At 59.8% G+C, this 20,108-nt stretch carries 15 protein-coding genes; 14 read left to right on the top strand and 1 reads right to left on the bottom strand.

The window, feature by feature from the left end; all coding sequences use genetic code 11:
• Positions 1-78 precede the first annotated feature (78 nt).
• The 7 genes from ACLEXF_RS10590 to ACLEXF_RS10560 all read left to right on the top strand — a co-directional run bounded on the left by ACLEXF_RS10590 (position 79) and on the right by ACLEXF_RS10560 (position 8,409).
• A complete protein-coding gene (locus tag ACLEXF_RS10590) occupies positions 79-2,343 on the top strand; it encodes a ComEC family protein (RefSeq protein ID WP_407259868.1) in 2,265 nt (754 codons plus the stop codon).
• A gap of 36 nt (positions 2,344-2,379) precedes the next feature.
• Positions 2,380-4,128 carry a lipid A ABC transporter ATP-binding protein/permease MsbA gene (gene msbA, locus ACLEXF_RS10585; RefSeq protein ID WP_004201387.1) on the top strand — a complete coding sequence of 583 codons (1,749 nt, stop codon included), beginning with the start codon at positions 2,380-2,382 and terminating at the stop codon, positions 4,126-4,128.
• Complete coding sequence (lpxK, locus tag ACLEXF_RS10580) at positions 4,125-5,105, top strand: tetraacyldisaccharide 4'-kinase (RefSeq protein ID WP_117130241.1); 981 nt, start codon at positions 4,125-4,127, stop codon at positions 5,103-5,105. The genes msbA and lpxK overlap by 4 nt, the downstream gene beginning before the upstream one ends.
• A 54-nt stretch (positions 5,106-5,159) precedes the next feature.
• Positions 5,160-6,389, top strand: coding sequence for a winged helix-turn-helix domain-containing protein (locus ACLEXF_RS10575; RefSeq protein WP_336579187.1), 1,230 nt, complete (start codon positions 5,160-5,162; stop codon positions 6,387-6,389).
• A 63-nt stretch (positions 6,390-6,452) separates the two neighbouring features.
• Positions 6,453-6,635: a protein YcaR gene (ycaR, locus tag ACLEXF_RS10570; protein WP_004201390.1), complete on the top strand. Its 183-nt coding sequence runs from the start codon at positions 6,453-6,455 to the stop codon at positions 6,633-6,635.
• Complete coding sequence (kdsB, locus tag ACLEXF_RS10565) at positions 6,632-7,378, top strand: 3-deoxy-manno-octulosonate cytidylyltransferase (RefSeq protein WP_004201392.1); 747 nt, start codon at positions 6,632-6,634, stop codon at positions 7,376-7,378. Before ycaR ends, kdsB begins: the two co-directional genes overlap by 4 nt.
• Positions 7,379-7,515: 137 nt before the next feature.
• On the top strand, positions 7,516-8,409 hold the full coding sequence (locus ACLEXF_RS10560; protein ID WP_004201393.1) for a YcbJ family phosphotransferase: 894 nt from the start codon (positions 7,516-7,518) through the stop codon (positions 8,407-8,409).
• Here ACLEXF_RS10560 and elyC read toward each other — a convergent pair.
• The gene (gene elyC / locus ACLEXF_RS10555) at positions 8,386-9,165 is read right to left on the bottom strand and encodes an envelope biogenesis factor ElyC (protein WP_004201396.1); all 780 of its coding nucleotides are present in this window, start codon (positions 9,163-9,165) and stop codon (positions 8,386-8,388) included. The genes ACLEXF_RS10560 and elyC overlap by 24 nt on opposite strands.
• A gap of 121 nt (positions 9,166-9,286) precedes the next feature.
• Between elyC and cmoM the strand changes: the two genes are divergently transcribed.
• The 7 genes from cmoM to ACLEXF_RS10520 all read left to right on the top strand — a co-directional run bounded on the left by cmoM (position 9,287) and on the right by ACLEXF_RS10520 (position 20,046).
• Positions 9,287-10,087: a tRNA uridine 5-oxyacetic acid(34) methyltransferase CmoM gene (gene cmoM, locus ACLEXF_RS10550; protein WP_017899447.1), complete on the top strand. Its 801-nt coding sequence runs from the start codon at positions 9,287-9,289 to the stop codon at positions 10,085-10,087.
• Positions 10,084-11,406, top strand: a complete 1,323-nt coding sequence (mukF, locus tag ACLEXF_RS10545; protein ID WP_002898189.1) for a chromosome partition protein MukF — start codon at positions 10,084-10,086, stop codon at positions 11,404-11,406. Before cmoM ends, mukF begins: the two co-directional genes overlap by 4 nt.
• Positions 11,387-12,091, top strand: coding sequence for a chromosome partition protein MukE (mukE, locus tag ACLEXF_RS10540; RefSeq protein WP_004150840.1), 705 nt, complete (start codon positions 11,387-11,389; stop codon positions 12,089-12,091). The genes mukF and mukE overlap by 20 nt, the downstream gene beginning before the upstream one ends.
• Positions 12,091-16,539 (top strand): chromosome partition protein MukB, encoded by a 4,449-nt coding sequence (gene mukB / locus ACLEXF_RS10535; RefSeq protein WP_004201401.1) that lies wholly within the window; start codon positions 12,091-12,093, stop codon positions 16,537-16,539. Before mukE ends, mukB begins: the two co-directional genes overlap by 1 nt.
• Before the next feature lie 200 nt (positions 16,540-16,739).
• A complete protein-coding gene (gene ldtD / locus ACLEXF_RS10530) occupies positions 16,740-18,530 on the top strand; it encodes a L,D-transpeptidase (protein ID WP_004201402.1) in 1,791 nt (596 codons plus the stop codon).
• A 303-nt stretch (positions 18,531-18,833) separates the two neighbouring features.
• A complete protein-coding gene (locus ACLEXF_RS10525) occupies positions 18,834-19,385 on the top strand; it encodes a YcbK family protein (RefSeq protein WP_004201403.1) in 552 nt (183 codons plus the stop codon).
• Between the two features lie 13 nt (positions 19,386-19,398).
• Positions 19,399-20,046: an MBL fold metallo-hydrolase gene (locus ACLEXF_RS10520; RefSeq protein WP_407259867.1), complete on the top strand. Its 648-nt coding sequence runs from the start codon at positions 19,399-19,401 to the stop codon at positions 20,044-20,046.
• The last annotated feature ends 62 nt before the right edge of the window (positions 20,047-20,108 follow it).

Genomic DNA, 20,108 nt, shown 5'->3' with positions numbered 1-20,108 from the left:
GCTGCACGCGCGCCTGAATTCTGCCCGAGGACGTCAGCTTCGCTTTGCGTAACACTGCCCGCTCACAGGGAGGTGTTTATGCGTCTACCATGGCTTGCCGGATGCGCCATCATCGCGATACTGCCGCTACTCTGGCTACCCGCGTTGCCGGGCCCGGGCATTCTGGCGTTCGCCGGCGTACTGGCGCTGTTGCTGACCCGTCTGCGCGGGACGGTCATCGCCGTTGTGGCGATGACGCTTCTGCTGATGGTCTGGGGAGTATTGAGCGCATATCAGGCGCTGTGGCCAACGCAGCACCTCACCGGCGCCGCCCGGCAGGCGGAAGTGTTCCTCCACGAGACGGATGGCCAGACTCTGCACCGCGGACAGATTGTGCGCCTGGCGGACCGCTTCCTGTTCCCCCCGGTTGGCGTGACGTTATACGGGGAACTTGCACCAGCCCCCGTCTGTGCGGGGCAGCGCTGGATGATGACGCTGCGCCTGCGGCCGGTGCATGGGCAGCTCAATGACGGAGGCTTCGACAGCCAGCGCTATGCGCTGGCCCAGCATCGGCCGCTGAGCGGGGGGATCGTCGCCGCTTCCGCGTTGGATACCCGCTGCAGTCTGCGCGCCCGCTACCTGGCGTCGCTGACCCGGCGATTGCAGACTTATCCCTGGCATCCGGTGATGCTGGGCCTGGGGATGGGGGAGCGGCTGGCGCTGCCGGCGGAGATCAAAGTCCTGATGCAGAACACAGGCACCTCCCACCTGATGGCTATCTCCGGTTTGCATATTGCTCTTGCGGCTTCCCTGACCGTGCTCCTGCTGCGCGGTTTACAGTCCCTTTTCCCGGGGCGCTGGATCGGCTGGCGGCTACCGCTGCTGGCTGGGCTGGCGGGCGCAGTCGGCTATGCCTGGCTGACCGGTATGCAGCCACCGGCCCTGCGCACTTGCGTAGGGCTTGCAGTCTGTTGTGCTTTACGTTTGTCGGGTCAACGCTGGACGGCGTGGCAGATGTGGCTCTGCTGTCTGGGGGCGATTCTGGTTGCCGATCCGCTGGCGGTGTTGTCGCAAAGCCTGTGGCTATCCGCCTTTGCGGTGGCGGGGCTGATCTTCTGGTTCCAGTGGTTACCGCTGCCTGACAGTCGCTGGCGCTGGCCGTGGAAAGCGCTGTTCGCCCTCGTGCATTTGCAGGCTGGCGTGACGCTGCTGCTGATGCCGCTGCAGCTGCTGCTCTTCCATGGCATAAGCCTGACGTCGATGGCCGCTAATTTGCTGGCGGTACCGTTAGTGACCCTGCTGGCGGTGCCGCTCATTCTCGCCGGAATGCTCCTGCATCTCACTGGACCGGAGGTGGTGGCGTCGCTGATCTGGCTGGCAGCCGATCGCGTGCTGGCGGTGTTGTTCTGGGGGTTACGACGTTTACCGGACGGCTGGCTGACGCTGGATGCCCGTTGGCTCTGGATCAGTAGCCTGCCGTGGCTGCTGGTGATGGGCTGGCGTTTTCAGAGCTGGCGGTATACTCCAGCGCTGTGTCTGAGTGTGCTGTTTTTGCTGGCGCGGCCATTCAGCCGGCAACCGCCCGCGGACCAATGGCGGGTGACGATGCTGGATGTCGGGCAGGGGCTGGCGATGGTGATCGAACGTCACGGCAAGGCGTTATTGTACGATACCGGGCCGGCATGGCCGCAGGGCGACAGCGGTCGACAGGTGATTATCCCTTGGCTGCGCTGGCACCATCTGCAGCTGCAGGGGATTATGCTGAGCCACGAGCATCTTGACCATCGCGGCGGCCTCGAATCCGTGCTGCAGGCATGGCCGCAGGCGTGGGTGCGCAGCCCTTTAGGCTGGGCGCGTCATCTGCCGTGCCATCGCGGCGAACGCTGGCAGTGGCAGGGACTCACTTTCCAGGCGCTGTGGCCGCTGCCGGGCAGCGCGGCAAAGGGAAACAATCACTCCTGCGTGGTGCGAATCGATGACGGTCGCTCCAGCATCCTGCTGACCGGCGATATAGAACGTCAGGCGGAGCAGGCGATGATCAGCCGCTACTGGCAGCATCTGGCGTCTACACTTATTCAGGTTCCCCATCACGGCAGCAACACCTCCTCCAGCGAACTGCTGGTCCGGCGGGTGGATGGCGCGGCCGCGCTGGTTTCCGCTTCGCGCTACAATGCGTGGCGGATGCCCTCGCACAAGGTCGTTCAGCGCTATCGCCAGCGGGGGTATCGCTGGTTCGCCACGCCGCAGCAGGGGCAGATAACGGTGGTTTTTTCTGCAGAAGGGTGGCAAATCCATAGCTTACGGGATCAAGTTTTACCTCGTTGGTATCATCAGTGGTTTGGCGCGCCCGCCGATAACGGGTAGAATATGCGGCTATTTCAACACAAGCTGGTTTATTGAATGCAGAACGATAAAGATCTCTCCACGTGGCAGACCTTCCGCCGACTTTGGCCGATTATTGCACCGTTTAAAGCCGGGCTAATCGTAGCGGCGGTGGCGTTAGTGCTTAACGCGGGCAGTGACACCTTCATGTTATCGCTTCTTAAACCGTTATTGGATGATGGTTTTGGTAAAACGGATCGCTCAGTGCTGCTATGGATGCCGCTGGTGGTTATCGGGCTGATGGTGCTGCGTGGGATCACCAGCTACATCTCGAGCTATTGTATCTCCTGGGTTTCCGGCAAAGTGGTGATGACCATGCGTCGTCGCCTGTTCGGCCACATGATGGGCATGCCGGTGGCTTTCTTTGACAAGCAGTCTACCGGGACGCTGCTGTCACGTATCACCTATGATTCTGAACAGGTCGCTTCCTCCTCTTCCAGCGCGCTGATCACCGTGGTCCGCGAAGGGGCATCGATTATCGGCCTGTTCGTGATGATGTTCTATTACAGCTGGCAGCTGTCGTTGATCCTAATTGTACTGGCGCCGATCGTGTCGGTAGCAATCCGCGTGGTCTCCAAGCGTTTTCGCAATATCAGTAAGAATATGCAGAACACGATGGGGCAGGTCACCACCAGCGCTGAGCAGATGCTGAAAGGGCACAAAGAGGTGCTGATGTTTGGCGGCCAGGAAGTGGAAACCAAACGTTTTGATAAGGTCAGCAATAAAATGCGCCTGCAGGGGATGAAAATGGTTTCCGCCTCGTCTATCTCCGACCCGATCATTCAGCTTATCGCCTCCCTGGCGCTGGCCTTTGTCCTGTATGCCGCCAGCTTCCCGAGCGTGATGGACACCCTGACCGCTGGGACCATTACCGTGGTCTTCTCCTCCATGATTGCGCTGATGCGTCCGCTGAAGTCTCTGACCAACGTCAATGCCCAGTTCCAGCGCGGGATGGCGGCATGCCAGACGCTGTTTGCGATCCTCGATTCCGAGCAGGAGAAAGACGAAGGTACCCGCGTCATTGAGCGGGCGAAAGGCAATCTCAAGTTCGAGAACGTCACCTTTACCTATCCGGGTCGCGAAGTGGCCGCGCTGCGCAATATCAATCTCGATATCCCGGAAGGGAAAACTGTGGCGCTGGTGGGACGCTCCGGTTCGGGTAAATCGACCATCGCCAGCCTGATCACGCGCTTCTACGATGTCGACGATGGGCAGATCCTGCTGGATGGCCATGACTTGCGCGAGTACAAGCTGAGCTCGCTGCGCGACCAGGTAGCGCTGGTTTCACAGAACGTGCACCTGTTCAATGATACCGTCGCCAATAACATCGCCTATGCCCGTACTGAAGAGTACAGCCGCGAGCAGATTGAAGAGGCTGCGCGAATGGCCTACGCCATGGACTTCATCAACAAGATGGACAATGGCCTGGATACCATCATCGGCGAAAATGGCGTGATGCTGTCCGGCGGCCAGCGCCAGCGTATTGCTATCGCCCGTGCGCTACTGCGTAACAGCCCGATCCTGATCCTCGATGAAGCCACCTCGGCGCTGGATACCGAGTCCGAGCGTGCGATTCAGGCGGCGCTGGATGAGCTGCAGAAAAACCGCACCTCGCTGGTTATTGCCCACCGTCTGTCAACCATTGAGCAGGCTGATGAGATTGTGGTGGTTGAAGACGGGCGGATCGTGGAGCGCGGAACGCACCACGACCTGCTGGAGCATAAAGGCGTATACGCCCAGCTGCATAAGATGCAATTCGGCGAATGATCGCGCGCATCTGGTCCGGTGAGTCGCCGCTGTGGCGCCTGCTGCTGCCGCTCTCCTGGCTGTATGGCCTGGTGAGCGCGTTGATTCGCCTCAGCTATCAGCTGGGGTGGAAAAAAGCCTGGCGCGCGCCGGTGCCGGTGGTGGTGGTCGGTAACCTGACCGCCGGCGGCAACGGTAAAACGCCGGTGGTGATCTGGCTGGTGGAGCAACTGCAGCAGCGCGGCATTCGCGTTGGGGTGGTCTCTCGCGGCTACGGCGGTAAAGCCGAACGCTACCCGCTGGTATTAACTGACCGGACCAGTACGGCGCAGGCAGGCGATGAACCGGTGCTCATCCATCAGCGCACCGGCGCGCCGGTGGCGGTCTCTCCGCTCCGCAGCGACGCGGTGAAAGCGCTGCTCAGCGCGCACGAGCTGCAGATTATCGTCACCGACGATGGGTTGCAGCACTATAAGCTGGCGCGGGACCGGGAAATTGTCGTCATCGACGGCGTGCGCCGCTTTGGCAACGGCTGGTGGCTGCCTGCCGGGCCGATGCGTGAGCGGGCATCGCGCTTGCAAAGCGTTGATGCGATTATCGTCAACGGTGGCGTGGCGCGTCCGGGAGAGATCCCGATGCAGCTGCGTCCCGGGATGGCGGTCAACCTGCTCACCGGCGAACGTCGCGATGTCTCTACCTTCACTAACGTAGTGGCAATGGCCGGCATCGGCCATCCGCCGCGCTTTTTCGCCACCCTCGAAAGCTGTGGCGTCCAGCCGGTCAAAACCGTGGCGCTGGCGGACCATCAGGCGCTGAGCCAGGCCGATGTCACCGCTCTGGTAACCGCCGGGCAGACGCTGCTGATGACCGAGAAAGACGCCGTGAAATGTCGCGATTTCGCCGCTGCGAACTGGTGGTATTTACCGGTCGACGCCATAATGGCCGATGAACGCGCACAGCGGTTGCTTGCGGACTTAGCGGCGTTGGCGCAACGTTAACCGACGCGCCGGCTTTGCTCGCCGCTGTGCTGGAATTCCTGACGGAGAACCTGCATGTCGGTATTGCAACTATCGATTAATGAGGCGCGCCACCTCCATCTCGCGGCGCAGGGGTTATTAAAAAAGCCCCGGCGTCGCGCTCGCCCGAATGACATCCTTTCCACCATCCAGCAAATGTCGCTGCTGCAAATCGATACCATCAACGTGGTGGCCCGCAGCCCCTACCTGGTGTTGTTCAGCCGCCTCGGCAGCTATCCGCAGCACTGGCTGGATGAGTCATTGCGCAGCGGCGAGCTGATGGAATACTGGGCGCATGAAGCCTGTTTTCTGCCGCGCAGCGATTTCGCCCTTGTGCGCCACCGAATGTTGAACCCCGACAAGATGGGCTGGAAATATCATCGCGCGTGGATGGAGGAGCATGCCGGAAGTATTGCAGAGCTGGTGGCGCATATCGGACAAAACGGACCGGTTCGCTCGGCGGATTTTGCCCACACACGCAAAGGCGCCAGCGGCTGGTGGGAGTGGAAACCGCATAAGCGCCACCTGGAAGGGCTGTTTACCGCCGGTGAAGTGATGGTGGTGGAGCGGCGCAACTTTCACCGCGTGTATGATTTAACCCGGCGGGTGATGCCGCACTGGGACGACGAGCGCGATGCGCTGCCCCGCGACGCTGCGGAGGCCATCATGCTGCGCAACAGCGCCCGCAGCCTCGGCATCTTTCGCCCCCAGTGGCTGGCGGATTACTATCGTTTACGTCAGCCGGCGCTACCGGGTTTGCTGGCGGCCTGGCAGGAAGAGGGCCTGGTTGTGCCAGTCGACGTGGAAGCGCTTGGCGAGATGTGGCTGCATCGCGACGCGCTGGCGCAGCTGGAGTCAGCGCTCGGCGGTAAACTTACCGCCAGCCATAGCGCCGTGCTCTCGCCCTTCGACCCGGTGGTCTGGGATCGGAAGCGCGCTGAGCAACTGTTCAACTTCAGCTATCGCCTGGAGTGCTATACCCCGGCGCCGAAGCGTCAGTATGGCTACTTCGTACTGCCTCTGCTGCACCAGGGGAAACTGGTCGGGCGGATGGACAGTAAAATGCATCGCAAAAGCCGGGAGCTGGAGATCTTCGCCCTGTGGCTGGAGGATGAGGTGAAGATCACCCGTGGTCTGGAGCAGGGGCTGCGCCGGGCGATCAACGACTTCGCACGCTGGCAATCGGCAGACCGGATCCTGTGTCGACGCCTGCCGGAAGGGCTGTTTGTCGGCCAGGAGCGAGGATGGGAAATCGATGCCGATTGATCCCGGCGCCGACCTTCCTGTGTTATGCTGCTGAGAAATCTATCCGGTCCATCAGGAGGAAACATGGATCACCGTTTACTTGAAATCATCGCCTGCCCGGTCTGTAACGGTAAGCTGTATTACAGTCAGGATAAGCAAGAACTTATTTGCAAACTTGATAGTCTGGCGTTTCCGCTGCGCGACGGTATCCCTGTGCTGCTGGAGACAGAAGCGCGTCCGCTGGCGGTAGAAGAGAGTCACTCATGAGTTTCGTGGTCATTATTCCTGCGCGTTTCGCCTCCACGCGCCTGCCGGGAAAACCACTGCAGGACATTAACGGCAAGCCGATGATTGTCCATGTGCTGGAGCGCGCCCGCGAATCCGGCGCGGATCGCATTATTGTCGCCACCGATCACGAAGAGGTCGCCCGGGCGGTTGAAGCCGCCGGCGGCGAGGTCTGCATGACCCGCGCCGATCATCAATCCGGCACCGAACGGCTGGCGGAGGTGGTGGAGAAGTGCGCGTTCAGCGATGACACCATCATCGTCAATATCCAGGGCGATGAGCCGATGATCCCCCCGGCTATCGTCCGCCAGGTGGCGGAGAATCTGGCTGCCAGCACCAGCGGAATGGCGACGCTGGCGGTACCGATCCACGATGCGGAAGAGGCGTTTAATCCAAATGCGGTCAAAGTGGTGATGGATGCGCAGGGCTATGCGCTCTATTTCTCCCGCGCCACCATTCCCTGGGATCGCGATCGCTTTGCCCACTCCCGCGACGCCATTGGTGATTCTCTGCTGCGCCACATCGGCATCTATGGCTATCGCGCCGGCTTTATTCGCCGCTATGTCAGCTGGGCGCCAAGCCCGCTGGAGCAGATAGAAATGCTCGAGCAGCTGCGGGTGCTGTGGTATGGCGAGAAGATCCATGTCGCCGTGGCGGCCGAAGTGCCCGGCACCGGCGTCGATACCCCTGAAGATCTGGCGCGCGTCCGCGCTGAACTGCGTTAGTCCTCTGTCCCCTCCTTGCAGGAGGGGATATTCCCACCGGTTTTATGCTTTTTTTGCCCATTTTTGATCTTATCCGATGACAACCCAGGTGCGGGCGCTCATTATGAAATCAGTAGTGTTCATAGGGGTAATCGACAATGGAACAGTTGCGAACCGAACTGAGTCACCTGCTTGGCGAAAAGCTGAGCCGGGTGGAGTGTGTCAGTGAAAAAGCCGCTACGGCGCTGTGGTCCCTGTATGACGCGCAGGGAAATCCGATGCCGCTGCTGGCGCGAAGTTTCACCACCCCCGGCGTGGCGCGGCAGCTGGCCTGGAAGATCTCCACTCTGGCGCGCAGCGGTACGGTGCGCATGCCGGTGGTCTATGGCGTGATGACGCATGAAGAGCATCCCGGGCCGGACGTGCTGCTGCTTGAGCGTCTGCGCGGCGTCCCGGTGGAGGCGCCCACCCGCACCCCGGCGCGCTGGGAACAGCTGCAGGAGCAGATCGTCGAGGCGCTGCTGGCCTGGCATCGTCAGGACAGCGGCGGCTGCGTGGGGATGGTCGATAATACCCAGGACAATCTGTGGCCGAACTGGTACCGGCAGCGGGTGGCGATGTTGTGGAGCACCCTGAACCTGTATCAGGACACCGGTCTGACCATGCAGGATAAGCGGGTTTTGTTCCGCTCGCGCGAGTGTCTGCCGGAGCTGTTCCGCGATTTCAATGATAATGCCGTACTGGTGCACGGCAATTTCACCCTGCGCAGCATGCTGAAAGATCCGCGCAGCGATCAGCTGCTGGCGATGGTTGGTCCGGGGATGATGCTGTGGGCGCCGCGGGAGTACGAACTGTTCCGTCTCGCGGAGGGGGGCCAGGCCGAGCAGCTGCTATGGCGTTACCTGCAGCAGGCGCCGGTCTCCGAGGCCTTTGTCTGGCGGCGCTGGCTTTATCTGCTGTGGGATGAGGTGGATAGTCTGGTCAATACCGGGCGCTTTGACCGCGCCCGTTTCGACCTCGCTGCAAAATCACTCCTGCCCTGGCTCGCCTGAGCTGCCTTTCAGCCATTGCCAGACGCGACCAAGCGTTTCATAGCCGACCCGGTCGCTGTGCATCAGCCACACCGGTGAAGGAATGACCCGCTCCCACGGATTGAGCGGTGACGTGACCGCCATCTGATTAGCCGGCGCGGGCAGCGGATCCAGACCGGCATGGCGAAAGAAGATCATCGCCCGCGGAAGATGCGACGCCGAGGTGACCAGCAGGAAGGGGGCGTCGCCGATGGCGCCCTTCACCGCCAGCGCTTCCTCTTCCGTATCTTTCGGCTTATCGAGCACGATGATATCGCTGCGCGGTACGCCGAGGCTCTCCGCCACTCTCGCCCCGGCCTCCGCCGTGCTGACGGGGTTGGTTTTTGCCGCCGCGCCGGTAAAGATCATTTTCGATCCCGGATTCTCCTGCCACAGGCGAATGCCCTCCGTCAGGCGCGGCAGGCTGTTGCTGATAAGGTTAGAGCTAGGCGCCCACTCCGGGTTCCAGGTATAGCCGCCGCCCAGCACCACCACGTAGCTCACCGGCTGCTCGCCGCGCCAGGTGGGATAGCGATCTTCTATCGGTTTAAGCAGGCTGTCTGCCACGGGCTGCAGGCTCAGCAGCGTCAGCAGCAGCCAGCCGAGGCTCACGCAAAACTTCCCGGTACGTTGAAAGCGGCTGAACCATAACAGGGCGATCCCGATACCGATCAGCAACAGCAGGGCAGGAAGCGGTAGCAGCAGACCGCCGACGATCTTTTTTAGCGTGAAAAGCATGCCAGATGGTTCCTTTTTTAACCATATAACCAAAGTTATGTTCGGATCTTATAACAGATCGCTTCATTCTCGGCGTGGGTATGACAAAATAGCGGTTTTGTGTTGGCTTGTGGAGTCGCCCGTGCAGGATCGCAATTTCGATGACATTGCTGAAAAGTTTTCGCGCAATATTTACGGCACCACAAAAGGCCAGCTGCGCCAGGCGATCCTCTGGCAGGATCTGGAGCCGCTGCTGGCGCAGCTGGGGCCGGGGCCGCTGAGGGTACTGGATGCCGGCGGCGGCGAAGGGCAAACGGCCATTAAAGTGGCGCAACTGGGCCATCACGTGACGCTGTGCGATCTCTCCGCTGAAATGGTGGCCCGCGCCCGCCAGGCTGCTGTCGATAAAGGTGTGATCGACAACATGCATTTTGTACAATGCGCGGCTCAGGATATTGCGCAGCACTTGGAAAGCCCGGTCGATCTGGTACTGTTTCATGCGGTGCTGGAGTGGGTGGCGGAGCCCCAGGCGGTGCTGCGTACCCTGTGGTCGACGCTGCGTCCTGGCGGCGGCTTGTCGTTGATGTTCTACAATGCTAACGGCCTGCTGATGCACAATATGGTTGCCGGTAATTTCGATTACGTACAACTGGGCATGCCAAAAAAGAAAAAACGCACGCTGTCGCCGGACTATCCGCGTGAGCCGCAGCAGGTTTATCACTGGCTGGAAGAGATTGGCTGGCAGATTGTCAGCAAAACCGGCGTGCGGGTGTTTCATGATTATCTGCGTGAAAAACGCCAACAGCATGACAGCTATGCGGCGCTGCTGGAGCTGGAGACGCGCTACTGTCGTCAGGAGCCGTACCTCAGCCTGGGCCGTTATATTCATGTCACCGCGCTTAAGAGCCAGGCTCATAGCCGCAGATGCAAGGATAAAGTATGAGTGAATTTTCCCAGACAGTCCCCGAACTGGTTGCCTGGGCCAGGAAAAATGATTTTTCTATCTCGCTGCCGGTCGACAGACTCTCTTTCCTGCTGGCGATCGCCACCCTGAATGGCGAACGGCTGGAAGGGGAAATGAGCGAGGGAGAACTGGTGGATGCGTTCCGCCACGTGAGTGATGCGTTTGAGCAGACCAGCGAAACCATCAGCCAGCGCGCCAATAACGCCATCAACGATTTGGTGCGCCAGCGTCTGCTGAACCGCTTTACCAGCGAAATTACCGAAGGCAATGCAATCTATCGTCTGACGCCGTTGGGGATCGGGATCACCGATTATTATATCCGGCAGCGCGAATTTTCGACGCTGCGTCTCTCGATGCAGTTGTCGATCGTCGCCGGCGAGCTGAAGCGCGCGGCGGATGCTGCGGAAGAGGGCGGCGATGAGTTTCACTGGCATCGCAACGTTTTTGCCCCGCTGAAGTATTCGGTAGCGGAAATTTTCGACAGCATCGACCTGACGCAGCGCATCATGGATGAGCAGCAGCAGCTGGTGAAAGACGATATCGCGCAGCTGTTGAACAAAGACTGGCGCGCGGCGATTTCCAGCTGTGAACTGTTGCTGTCGGAAACCTCCGGCACCCTGCGTGAACTGCAGGATACGCTGGATGCGGCGGGGGATAAGCTGCAGGCGAATCTGCTGCGCATTCAGGATTCGACCATGGCGCGCGACGATCTCCATTTTGTCGACCGGCTGGTGTTCGACCTGCAAAGCAAGCTGGACCGCATCGTCAGCTGGGGCCAACAGGCGATTGACCTGTGGATCGGCTATGACCGCCACGTGCACAAGTTTATCCGTACCGCTATCGATATGGATAAGAACCGCGTCTTCGCCCAGCGTCTGCGCCAGTCGGTACAGACCTATTTTGATGAGCCGTGGGCGCTGACTTACGCCAACGCCGACCGTCTGCTGGATATGCGCGACGAGGAGATGGCCCTGCGCGATGAAGAGGTCACCGGCGAGCTGCCGGCGGACCTCGAATTTGAAGAGTTTAACGAAATTCGCGAGCAGCTGGCGGCGCTGATCGAAGCGCAGCTGGCGGTCTATAAAGAGAAAGGAATACCGCTGGATCTCGGCCTGGTGGCGCGGGAGTTCCTGGCGCAGTATCCGCGCGGGCGTCACTTCGACGTGGCGCGGATCGTCGTGGATCAGGCGGTACAGCTGGGCGTCGCCCAGGCAGATTTCACCGGACTGCCAGCCAAATGGCAGCCGATTAATGATTACGGAGCCAAGGTACAGGCGCATGTCATTGACAAATATTGAACAAGTGATGCCGGTTAAGTTGGCGCAGGCGTTGGCCAATCCGTTATTTCCGGCGCTGGACAGCGCCTTGCGCGCGGGCCGACATATCGGCCTCGACGAGCTGGATAATCACGCATTTTTGATGGACTTCCAGGATTATCTGGAAGAGTTTTACGCTCGCTATAACGTCGAGCTGATCCGCGCGCCGGAGGGGTTTTTCTACCTGCGCCCGCGTTCCACAACCCTGATTTCACGCTCGGTGCTGTCCGAACTGGATATGATGGTGGGCAAAATTCTTTGCTATCTCTATCTCAGCCCGGAGCGCCTGGCAAACGAAGGAATTTTCACCCAGCAGGAGCTGTATGACGAGCTGCTGACCCTGGCGGATGAATCCAGGCTGCTGAAGCTGGTCAACAACCGTTCCACCGGTTCGGATCTGGACCGTCAGAAGCTGCAGGAAAAAATGCGCGCGTCGCTAAACCGCCTGCGCCGTCTGGGGATGGTGTGGTTTATGGGCCACGACAGCAGTAAGTTCCGCATTACCGAATCGGTATTCCGCTTTGGCGCCGATGTACGCGCCGGCGACGACCCGCGCGAGGCGCAGCGCCGCCTGATCCGCGACGGGGAAGCGATGGCCCTGGAAAATCACCTGCAGCTCAATGATGAGAATGAAGAGAACCAGCCGGATAGCGGGGAGGAAGAGTAATGATTGAACGCGGTAAGTTTCGCTCGCTGACGCTGGTTAACTGGAACGGCTTCTTTGCCCGGACCTTTGATCTTGATGAACTGGTCACTACCCTCTCCGGGGGGAACGGCGCCGGTAAGTCGACGACCATGGCGGCCTTCGTCACGGCGCTGATCCCCGATTTAACCCTGCTGCACTTCCGTAACACCACCGAAGCGGGGGCCACCAGCGGCTCACGCGATAAAGGCCTGCACGGTAAGCTGCGCGCCGGCGTCTGTTACTCAGTGCTCGACGTTATCAACTCCCGCCATCAGCGCGTGGTGGTCGGCGTGCGCCTGCAGCAGGTTGCCGGGCGCGATCGCAAAGTCGATATCAAGCCTTTCGCCATTCAGGGGCTGCCCACCTCTATCCTGCCGACCCAGCTGTTAACCGAAACGCTGAACGATCGCCAGGCGCGCGTAGTCAGTCTCAATGAGCTGAAAGAAAAGCTCGAGGCGATGGAAGGGGTCCAGTTTAAGCAGTTCAACTCGATCACCGAGTATCATTCGCTGATGTTCGATCTGGGCGTGGTGGCGCGCCGTCTGCGTTCCGCCTCCGATCGAAGTAAATATTATCGCCTGATCGAGGCCTCGCTATACGGCGGGATCTCCAGCACCATTACCCGCTCGCTGCGCGACTACCTGTTGCCGGAAAACAGCGGCGTGCGTAAGGCATTCCAGGATATGGAAGCGGCGCTGCGGGAAAACCGCATGACTCTCGAGGCGATCCGCGTCACCCAGTCCGATCGCGATCTGTTCAAACATCTGATTAGCGAAGCCACCAACTACGTGGCGGCGGACTATATGCGTCACGCCAACGAGCGGCGTATTCATCTTGATAAGGCGCTGGAGTATCGTCGCGATCTCTTTACCTCGCGTTCGCAACTGGCGGCGGAGCAGTATAAGCACGTCGACATGGCGCGCGAGCTGCAGGAGCATAACGGCGCAGAAGGCGATCTGGAAGCGGATTACCAGGCCGCCAGCGATCACCTGAACCTGGTGCAGACCGCGCTGCGTCAGCAGGAAAAAATCGAGCGCTACGAAGCGGATCTTGACGAGCTGCAGATCCGTCTGGAAGAGCAGAACGAAGTGGTGGCGGAAGCCATCGATCGCCAGGAAGAGAACGAAGCCCGCGCCGAGGCCGCCGAGCTGGAAGTGGATGAGCTGAAAAACCAGCTCGCCGACTATCAGCAGGCGCTTGACGTGCAGCAGACCCGAGCCATTCAGTATCACCAGGCGCTGCAGGCGCTGGAGCGCGCGAAGGCGCTGTGCCATCTGCCGGACCTGACGCCGGAGAGCGCCGACGAGTGGCTGGAAACCTTCCAGGCGAAAGAGCAGGAAGCGACGGAGAAAATGCTGTCGCTGGAACAGAAAATGAGCGTGGCGCAAACCGCGCACAGCCAGTTTGAACAGGCCTACCAGCTGGTGGCGGCGATTAACGGCCCGCTGGCGCGCAATGAAGCCTGGGACGTGGCGCGCGAATTGCTGCGCGACGGCGTGAACCAGCGCCACCAGGCCGAGCAGGCGCAGGGGCTGCGCAGCCGCCTCAACGAGCTGGAGCAGCGCCTGCGCGAGCAGCAGGACGCCGAGCGCCAGCTGGCTGAGTTCTGCAAACGCCAGGGCAAACGCTACGATATCGACGATCTGGAAACGCTGCATCAGGAGCTGGAAGCGCGCATCGCTTCGCTGGCCGACAGCGTTTCTAACGCTCAGGAACAGCGCATGACCCTGCGCCAGGAGCTGGAGCAGCTGCAGTCGCGCACTCAGACGCTGATGCGCCGGGCGCCGGTCTGGCTGGCGGCGCAGAATAGCCTTAACCAGCTGTGCGAGCAGAGCGGCGAGCAGTTTGAGTCCGGCCAGGAGGTTACCGAATACCTGCAGCAGCTGCTGGAGCGCGAGCGCGAAGCTATCGTTGAACGTGACGAGGTCGGCGCCCGCAAGCGCGCCATCGACGAAGAAATCGAGCGTCTCAGCCAGCCGGGCGGTTCGGAAGATCCGCGCCTCAACGCGCTGGCGGAACGGTTCGGCGGCGTTCTGCTGTCCGAGATCTACGATGATGTCAGCCTTGACGATGCGCCGTACTTCTCCGCGCTGTACGGTCCGTCGCGCCATGCCATCGTGGTGCCGGATCTGTCGCAGGTTGCCGAGCAGCTTGAAGGGCTGGAGGATTGTCCGGAAGATCTCTATCTGATCGAAGGCGATCCGCAGTCCTTTGACGATAGCGTATTCAGCGTGGACGAGCTGGAAAAAGCGGTGGTGGTGAAGATTGCCGACCGCCAGTGGCGTTATTCGCGCTTTCCGTCGCTGCCGCTGTTTGGCCGCGCCGCGCGTGAAAACCGCATTGAAACCCTGCATGCCGAGCGTGAATCGCTGTCCGAGCGTTTTGCGACCCTGTCGTTTGACGTGCAGAAAACACAGCGTTTGCATCAGGCTTTTAGCCGCTTCATCGGCAGCCATCTGGCGGTGGCCTTCGAGGACGATCCGGAAGAAGAGATCCGCAAACTCAACAGCCGCCGCGGCGAGCTGGAGCGCGCGCTGAGCGCCCATGAAAGCGATAACCAACAGAACCGCGTGCAGTATGAGCAGGCGAAAGAGGGCGTGTCGGCGCTTAACCGCCTGCTGCCGCGCCTGAATCTGCTGGCGGATGATACGCTGGCCGACCGCGTGGACGAGATCCAGGAACGTCTGGATGAAGCGCAGGAGGCCGCGCGCTTTATTCAGCAGCACGGCAATCAGTTGGCGAAGCTGGAGCCTATTGTTTCGGTGCTGCAGAGCGATCCGGAGCAGTTTGAGCAGCTGAAAGAAGATTACGCCTATGCGCAGCAGACCCAGCGCGATGCGCGCCAGCAGGCTTTTGCCCTGGCGGAAGTCGTCCAGCGCCGGGCCCACTTCAGCTACTCCGATTCGGCGGAAATGCTCAGCGGCAACAGCGATCTCAACGAGAAGCTGCGCCAGCGTCTGGAGCAGGCGGAAACCGAACGCAGCCGCGCGCGCGACGCGATGCGTGCCCATGCGGCGCAGCTTAGCCAGTACAATCAGGTGCTGGCCTCGCTGAAGAGCTCGTATGACACCAAGAAAGAGCTGCTTAACGATCTGTATAAAGAGCTGCAGGACATTGGCGTACGCGCCGATGCCGGCGCGGAAGAGCGGGCCCGTGCGCGTCGCGATGAGCTGCACATGCAGCTGAGCAATAACCGCTCCCGTCGCAATCAGTTGGAGAAAGCGTTGACCTTCTGCGAAGCGGAAATGGACAACCTGACCCGCAAACTGCGCAAGTTAGAGCGCGATTATTGCGAAATGCGCGAGCAGGTGGTGACCGCCAAGGCGGGCTGGTGCGCGGTGATGCGCCTGGTGAAAGACAACGGCGTCGAGCGTCGTCTGCACCGTCGCGAGCTGGCCTATCTTTCCGCCGACGAGCTGCGCTCCATGTCGGATAAGGCGCTCGGTGCGCTGCGTCTGGCGGTCGCTGATAACGAACATCTGCGCGACGTGCTGCGTATCTCGGAAGATCCGAAGCGTCCGGAGCGCAAAATTCAGTTCTTCGTTGCCGTCTACCAGCATCTGCGCGAGCGTATCCGCCAGGATATTATCCGCACCGATGATCCGGTGGAAGCGATCGAGCAGATGGAGATTGAGCTCAGCCGCCTGACCGAAGAGCTAACAAACCGCGAACAGAAGCTGGCCATCAGCTCCCGCAGCGTGGCCAACATTATTCGCAAAACCATTCAGCGTGAGCAGAATCGTATCCGGATGCTCAATCAGGGATTGCAGAGCGTCTCCTTCGGCCAGGTCAACAGCGTGCGTCTGAACGTCAATGTGCGTGAGACCCATTCGATGCTGCTCGATGTGCTCTCCGAGCAGCATGAACAGCATCAGGATCTCTTCAACAGCAACCGCCTGACCTTCTCGGAAGCGCTGGCTAAGCTCTATCAGCGCCTGAATCCGCAGATCGACATGGGGCAGCGCACGCCGCAAACCATCGGTGAAGAGCTGCTCGACTACCGCAACTATCTGGAGATGGAAGTGGAAGTTAACCGCGGCTCCGACGGCTGGCTGCGCGCGGAGTCCGGCGCGCTGTCCACCGGGGAAGCGATCGGTACCGGGATGTCGATTCTGGTGATGGTCGTCCAGAGCTGGGAAGATGAATCCCGCCGGCTGCGCGGCAAGGATATCTCGCCTTGCCGTCTGCTGTTCCTCGATGAAGCGGCGCGTCTCGATGCCCGCTCCATCGCCACGCTGTTCGAGCTGTGCGAACGTCTGGAGATGCAGCTGATTATCGCGGCGCCGGAGAACATCAGTCCGGAGAAAGGCACCACCTATAAACTGGTGCGTAAAGTGTTCAATAATCACGAACACGTCCACGTGGTGGGGCTGCGCGGGTTTGCCGCGCCGCTGCCGGAAGCGCTGCCGGGAACGGCCGACGCCTCCTGAGGCTGCGGCTACATTCTGGCGGTTAAGCGGTGAAGAGGGCAACGTTAAGTTGCCCTTTTTTTCTATCCAGCCCGGCATGTCAGGGTGGTATAATCTTTAAACTTCTTTACATTAGGTAAGGCAAAAGCCTTTTCGTCTTTATATACTGAAAAAGAGCCCCAATTTTGTGGGCTGCAATGTGTGACAACAGGGGGCAAGGGATGTTGCTAAAGAAACGGTATGGTCGTCCATTGTCAGCGCTCAGCCTGAGCCTGGCACTGGCATTTGCTCCGCTGTTCAATGTCCAGGCCGAAGAGCCTGAAGTCGTACCCGGCGACAGTTCCGCGACGCCCGCTGAGGTCTCTGTCGCGCTGGCGCAAAGCGATGGGCAATCGCCGGCGGTCGCGAAGCTGGCCGGTGAGCAGCCGCTGTCGATGGCGACGGCGGCAAACAGTCGCGCCCAGATCGAGGCGCTGTTGCCGGCAGGGTATAAACCCGTCTTTATGAATCCGCTGGTGTCGCTGTACGCCGCCAGGGATATGAAACCGATGTGGGAAAACCGCGAGGCGGTGCAGGCGTTCCAGCAGCAGCTGGCGGAGATCGCCATCGCCGGTTTTCAGCCGCAGTTTACCACCTGGGTCAGTCTGCTGACCGATCCCGCCGTCAGCGGCATGGCGCGCGATGTGGTGCTGTCGGACGCCATGATGGGCTATCTGCACTTTATCAGCGGCATCCCCACCCAGGGGACCCGCTGGTTGTACAGTTCAACGCCGTACAAGATGGCGACCCCGCCGCTGTCGGTGATTAACCAGTGGCAGCTGGCGCTGGACAATGGCTCCCTGCCGGCGTTTATCGCCGGCCTGGCGCCGCATCATCCGCAGTATGAAGCCATGCATCAGTCGCTGCTGGCGCTGGTGGCTGATTCTCGCCCGTGGCCGCAGATGACCGGCAGCGGCTCGCTGCGCCCCGGCGAATGGAGCAATGATATCGGTGCCCTGCGCGAGATCCTCCAGCGTACCGGGATGCTGGACAATACCGCCAATATCGTTCTGCCTGGCGATGTGGTGAGCCCGTCGGCGAAGAAAAAGAGCAAACCCGCGGCGCGCGGCGTGTACGATCGCCAGCTGGTGGAGGGGGTTAAGCGCTTCCAGGCGATGCAGGGGCTGGGGGCGGATGGCGTCATAGGCCAGTCGACTCGCGACTGGCTCAACGTCTCTTCCGCGCAGCGCGCAGGGGTGCTGGCCCTGAACATTCAGCGTTTACGCTTACTGCCGGGCAAACTATCCACCGGCATTATGGTCAATATTCCGGCGTTCTCGCTGGTCTATTACCAGGACGGCAGCCAGGTGCTGGCCTCGCGGGTGATTGTGGGGCGTCCGGACCGCAAAACGCCAATGATGAGCAGCGCGCTGAATAACGTGGTGGTCAATCCGCCGTGGAACGTGCCGCCAACCCTGGCGCGCAAAGATATCCTGCCGAAGGTGCGTAACAATCCAGGCTATCTGGAGCAGCATGGCTACACCGTGATGCGCGGCTGGAACAGTAAAGAGACCATCGATCCTTATCGGGTTGACTGGTCGACCATCACCGAGAACAACTTACCGTTCCGCTTCCAGCAGGCGCCCGGGGCGCGTAACTCGCTCGGACGCTACAAGTTCAATATGCCGAGCTCCGATGCCATCTACCTGCACGATACGCCGAACCATAATCTGTTCCAGAAGGATGTTCGTGCGCTCAGTTCGGGCTGTGTGAGGGTGAATAAGGCTTCGGAGCTGGCCAATATGCTGCTGCAGGATGCGGGCTGGAATGACTCGCGTATTTCTGATGCCCTGAAGCAAGGGGACACGCGCTATGTCAATATTCGGCAAAATATACCGGTGAATTTATATTACTTAACGGCGTTTGTGGACGCTGATGGACGTACACAATATCGAACAGATATTTACAATTACGATATCACTGCGCGATCCAGCGCACAAATTCTGACGAAAGCTGAACAATTAATCAGGTAAATGAAGTAGTTCAATGGATTTTGTTGTCCTAGCACTGGGTAAAAAAGGGCGCTGCTCCTCTGCAGCGCCCGATTTTCCTGGGGTGAGGCTGCCTTGACGTTGGCAATAATGCCCGGTAAGGTGCCTTTCGTGCGCCAGAAGTGCATATACATATCATTCCGCTCAATGCGTAGCGCGGTCAGCACGAACGCTCTCTTTTGCCGGGCTGCATCAAGGCTGTGGCGAGCGATGGCGTGCTGAGGTTCTGCATCGCGCAAGGCGGAAAAAGTATATAACGATTCATTGACTGTAGACCTGATTATCATGGACAAATTTGACGCTAATCGCCGCAGATTGCTGGCGTTGGGTGGTGCTGCGCTGGGTGCTGCCGCCATTCTCCCTGCGCCGGCATTTGCCACCCTCTCGACCCCCCGTCCGCGTATTTTGACGCTGAATAACCTGCATACTGGTGAATCACTCAAGGCGGAGTTTTTCGATGGCAGAGGCTATATTCAGGATGAATTAGCAAGACTTAACCATTTTTTCCGTGATTACCGCGCGAATAAAATTAAGTCCATCGATCCAAATCTGTTCGATCATCTTTATCGGTTGCAGGGACTACTTGGCACCAACAAACCTGTCCAGCTTATCTCTGGCTATCGTTCCCTCGATACCAATGATGAGCTTCGCGCACGAAGCCGTGGTGTAGCAAAACACAGCTATCACACCAAGGGGCAGGCAATGGATTTCCATATTGAAGGTATTTCGTTAAGCAATATTCGCAAAGCGGCGTTATCTATGCGCGCAGGTGGTGTAGGATATTACCCACGTAGTAACTTTGTGCATATTGATACCGGTCCCGTAAGGCACTGGTAACGAAAGGAGCGTCATGAACTATCGTATTATTCCGGTTACCGCGTTCGCGCAGAACTGTTCTCTTATCTGGTGCGAACAAACCCGGCTGGCGGCGCTGGTCGATCCTGGCGGCGATGCTGAACGTATCAAAGCGGTGGTGACGGAGGCTGGCGTCACGCTGATGCAGATTCTGCTGACGCATGGCCACCTCGATCACGTCGGCGCCGCTGCGGAACTGGCGGAGCATTATGGCGTGCCGGTTATTGGTCCGGAAAAAGAAGATGAGTTCTGGCTGGAAGGCTTACCGGCGCAAAGCCGGATGTTCGGCCTGGAGGATTGCCAGCCGCTGCGTCCGGATCGCTGGCTCAATGAAGGCGATGTGGTTAATGTAGGGAATGTGGCGCTGCGGGTGCTGCACTGCCCAGGCCATACGCCGGGTCATGTGGTCTTCTTTGATGACGCTTCCCGACTGCTTATTTCCGGGGATGTGATTTTCAAAGGCGGAGTTGGGCGCAGTGATTTTCCACGCGGCGACCATGGGCAGCTGATCGCTGCCATTAAGGATAAGCTGTTGCCGTTGGGCGATGACGCGACCTTTATTCCCGGCCATGGTCCGCTGTCGACGCTGGGTGAGGAACGCCGCAACAACCCGTTCCTGCAGGATGAGATGCCGGTCTGGTAACCCACCTGACGCGAAGATAAAAAAGGCCGCATTCGCGGCCTTTTTCTTGATATCGAATAATA

Origin of the sequence: Klebsiella pneumoniae complex sp. WS1778 (assembly GCF_049472055.1) — a bacterium.
Classification (GTDB): domain Bacteria; phylum Pseudomonadota; class Gammaproteobacteria; order Enterobacterales; family Enterobacteriaceae; genus Klebsiella; species Klebsiella quasipneumoniae.
Note: the sequence above shows the minus strand (reverse complement) of the source record. Positions and strands in the feature narration are given on the sequence as shown.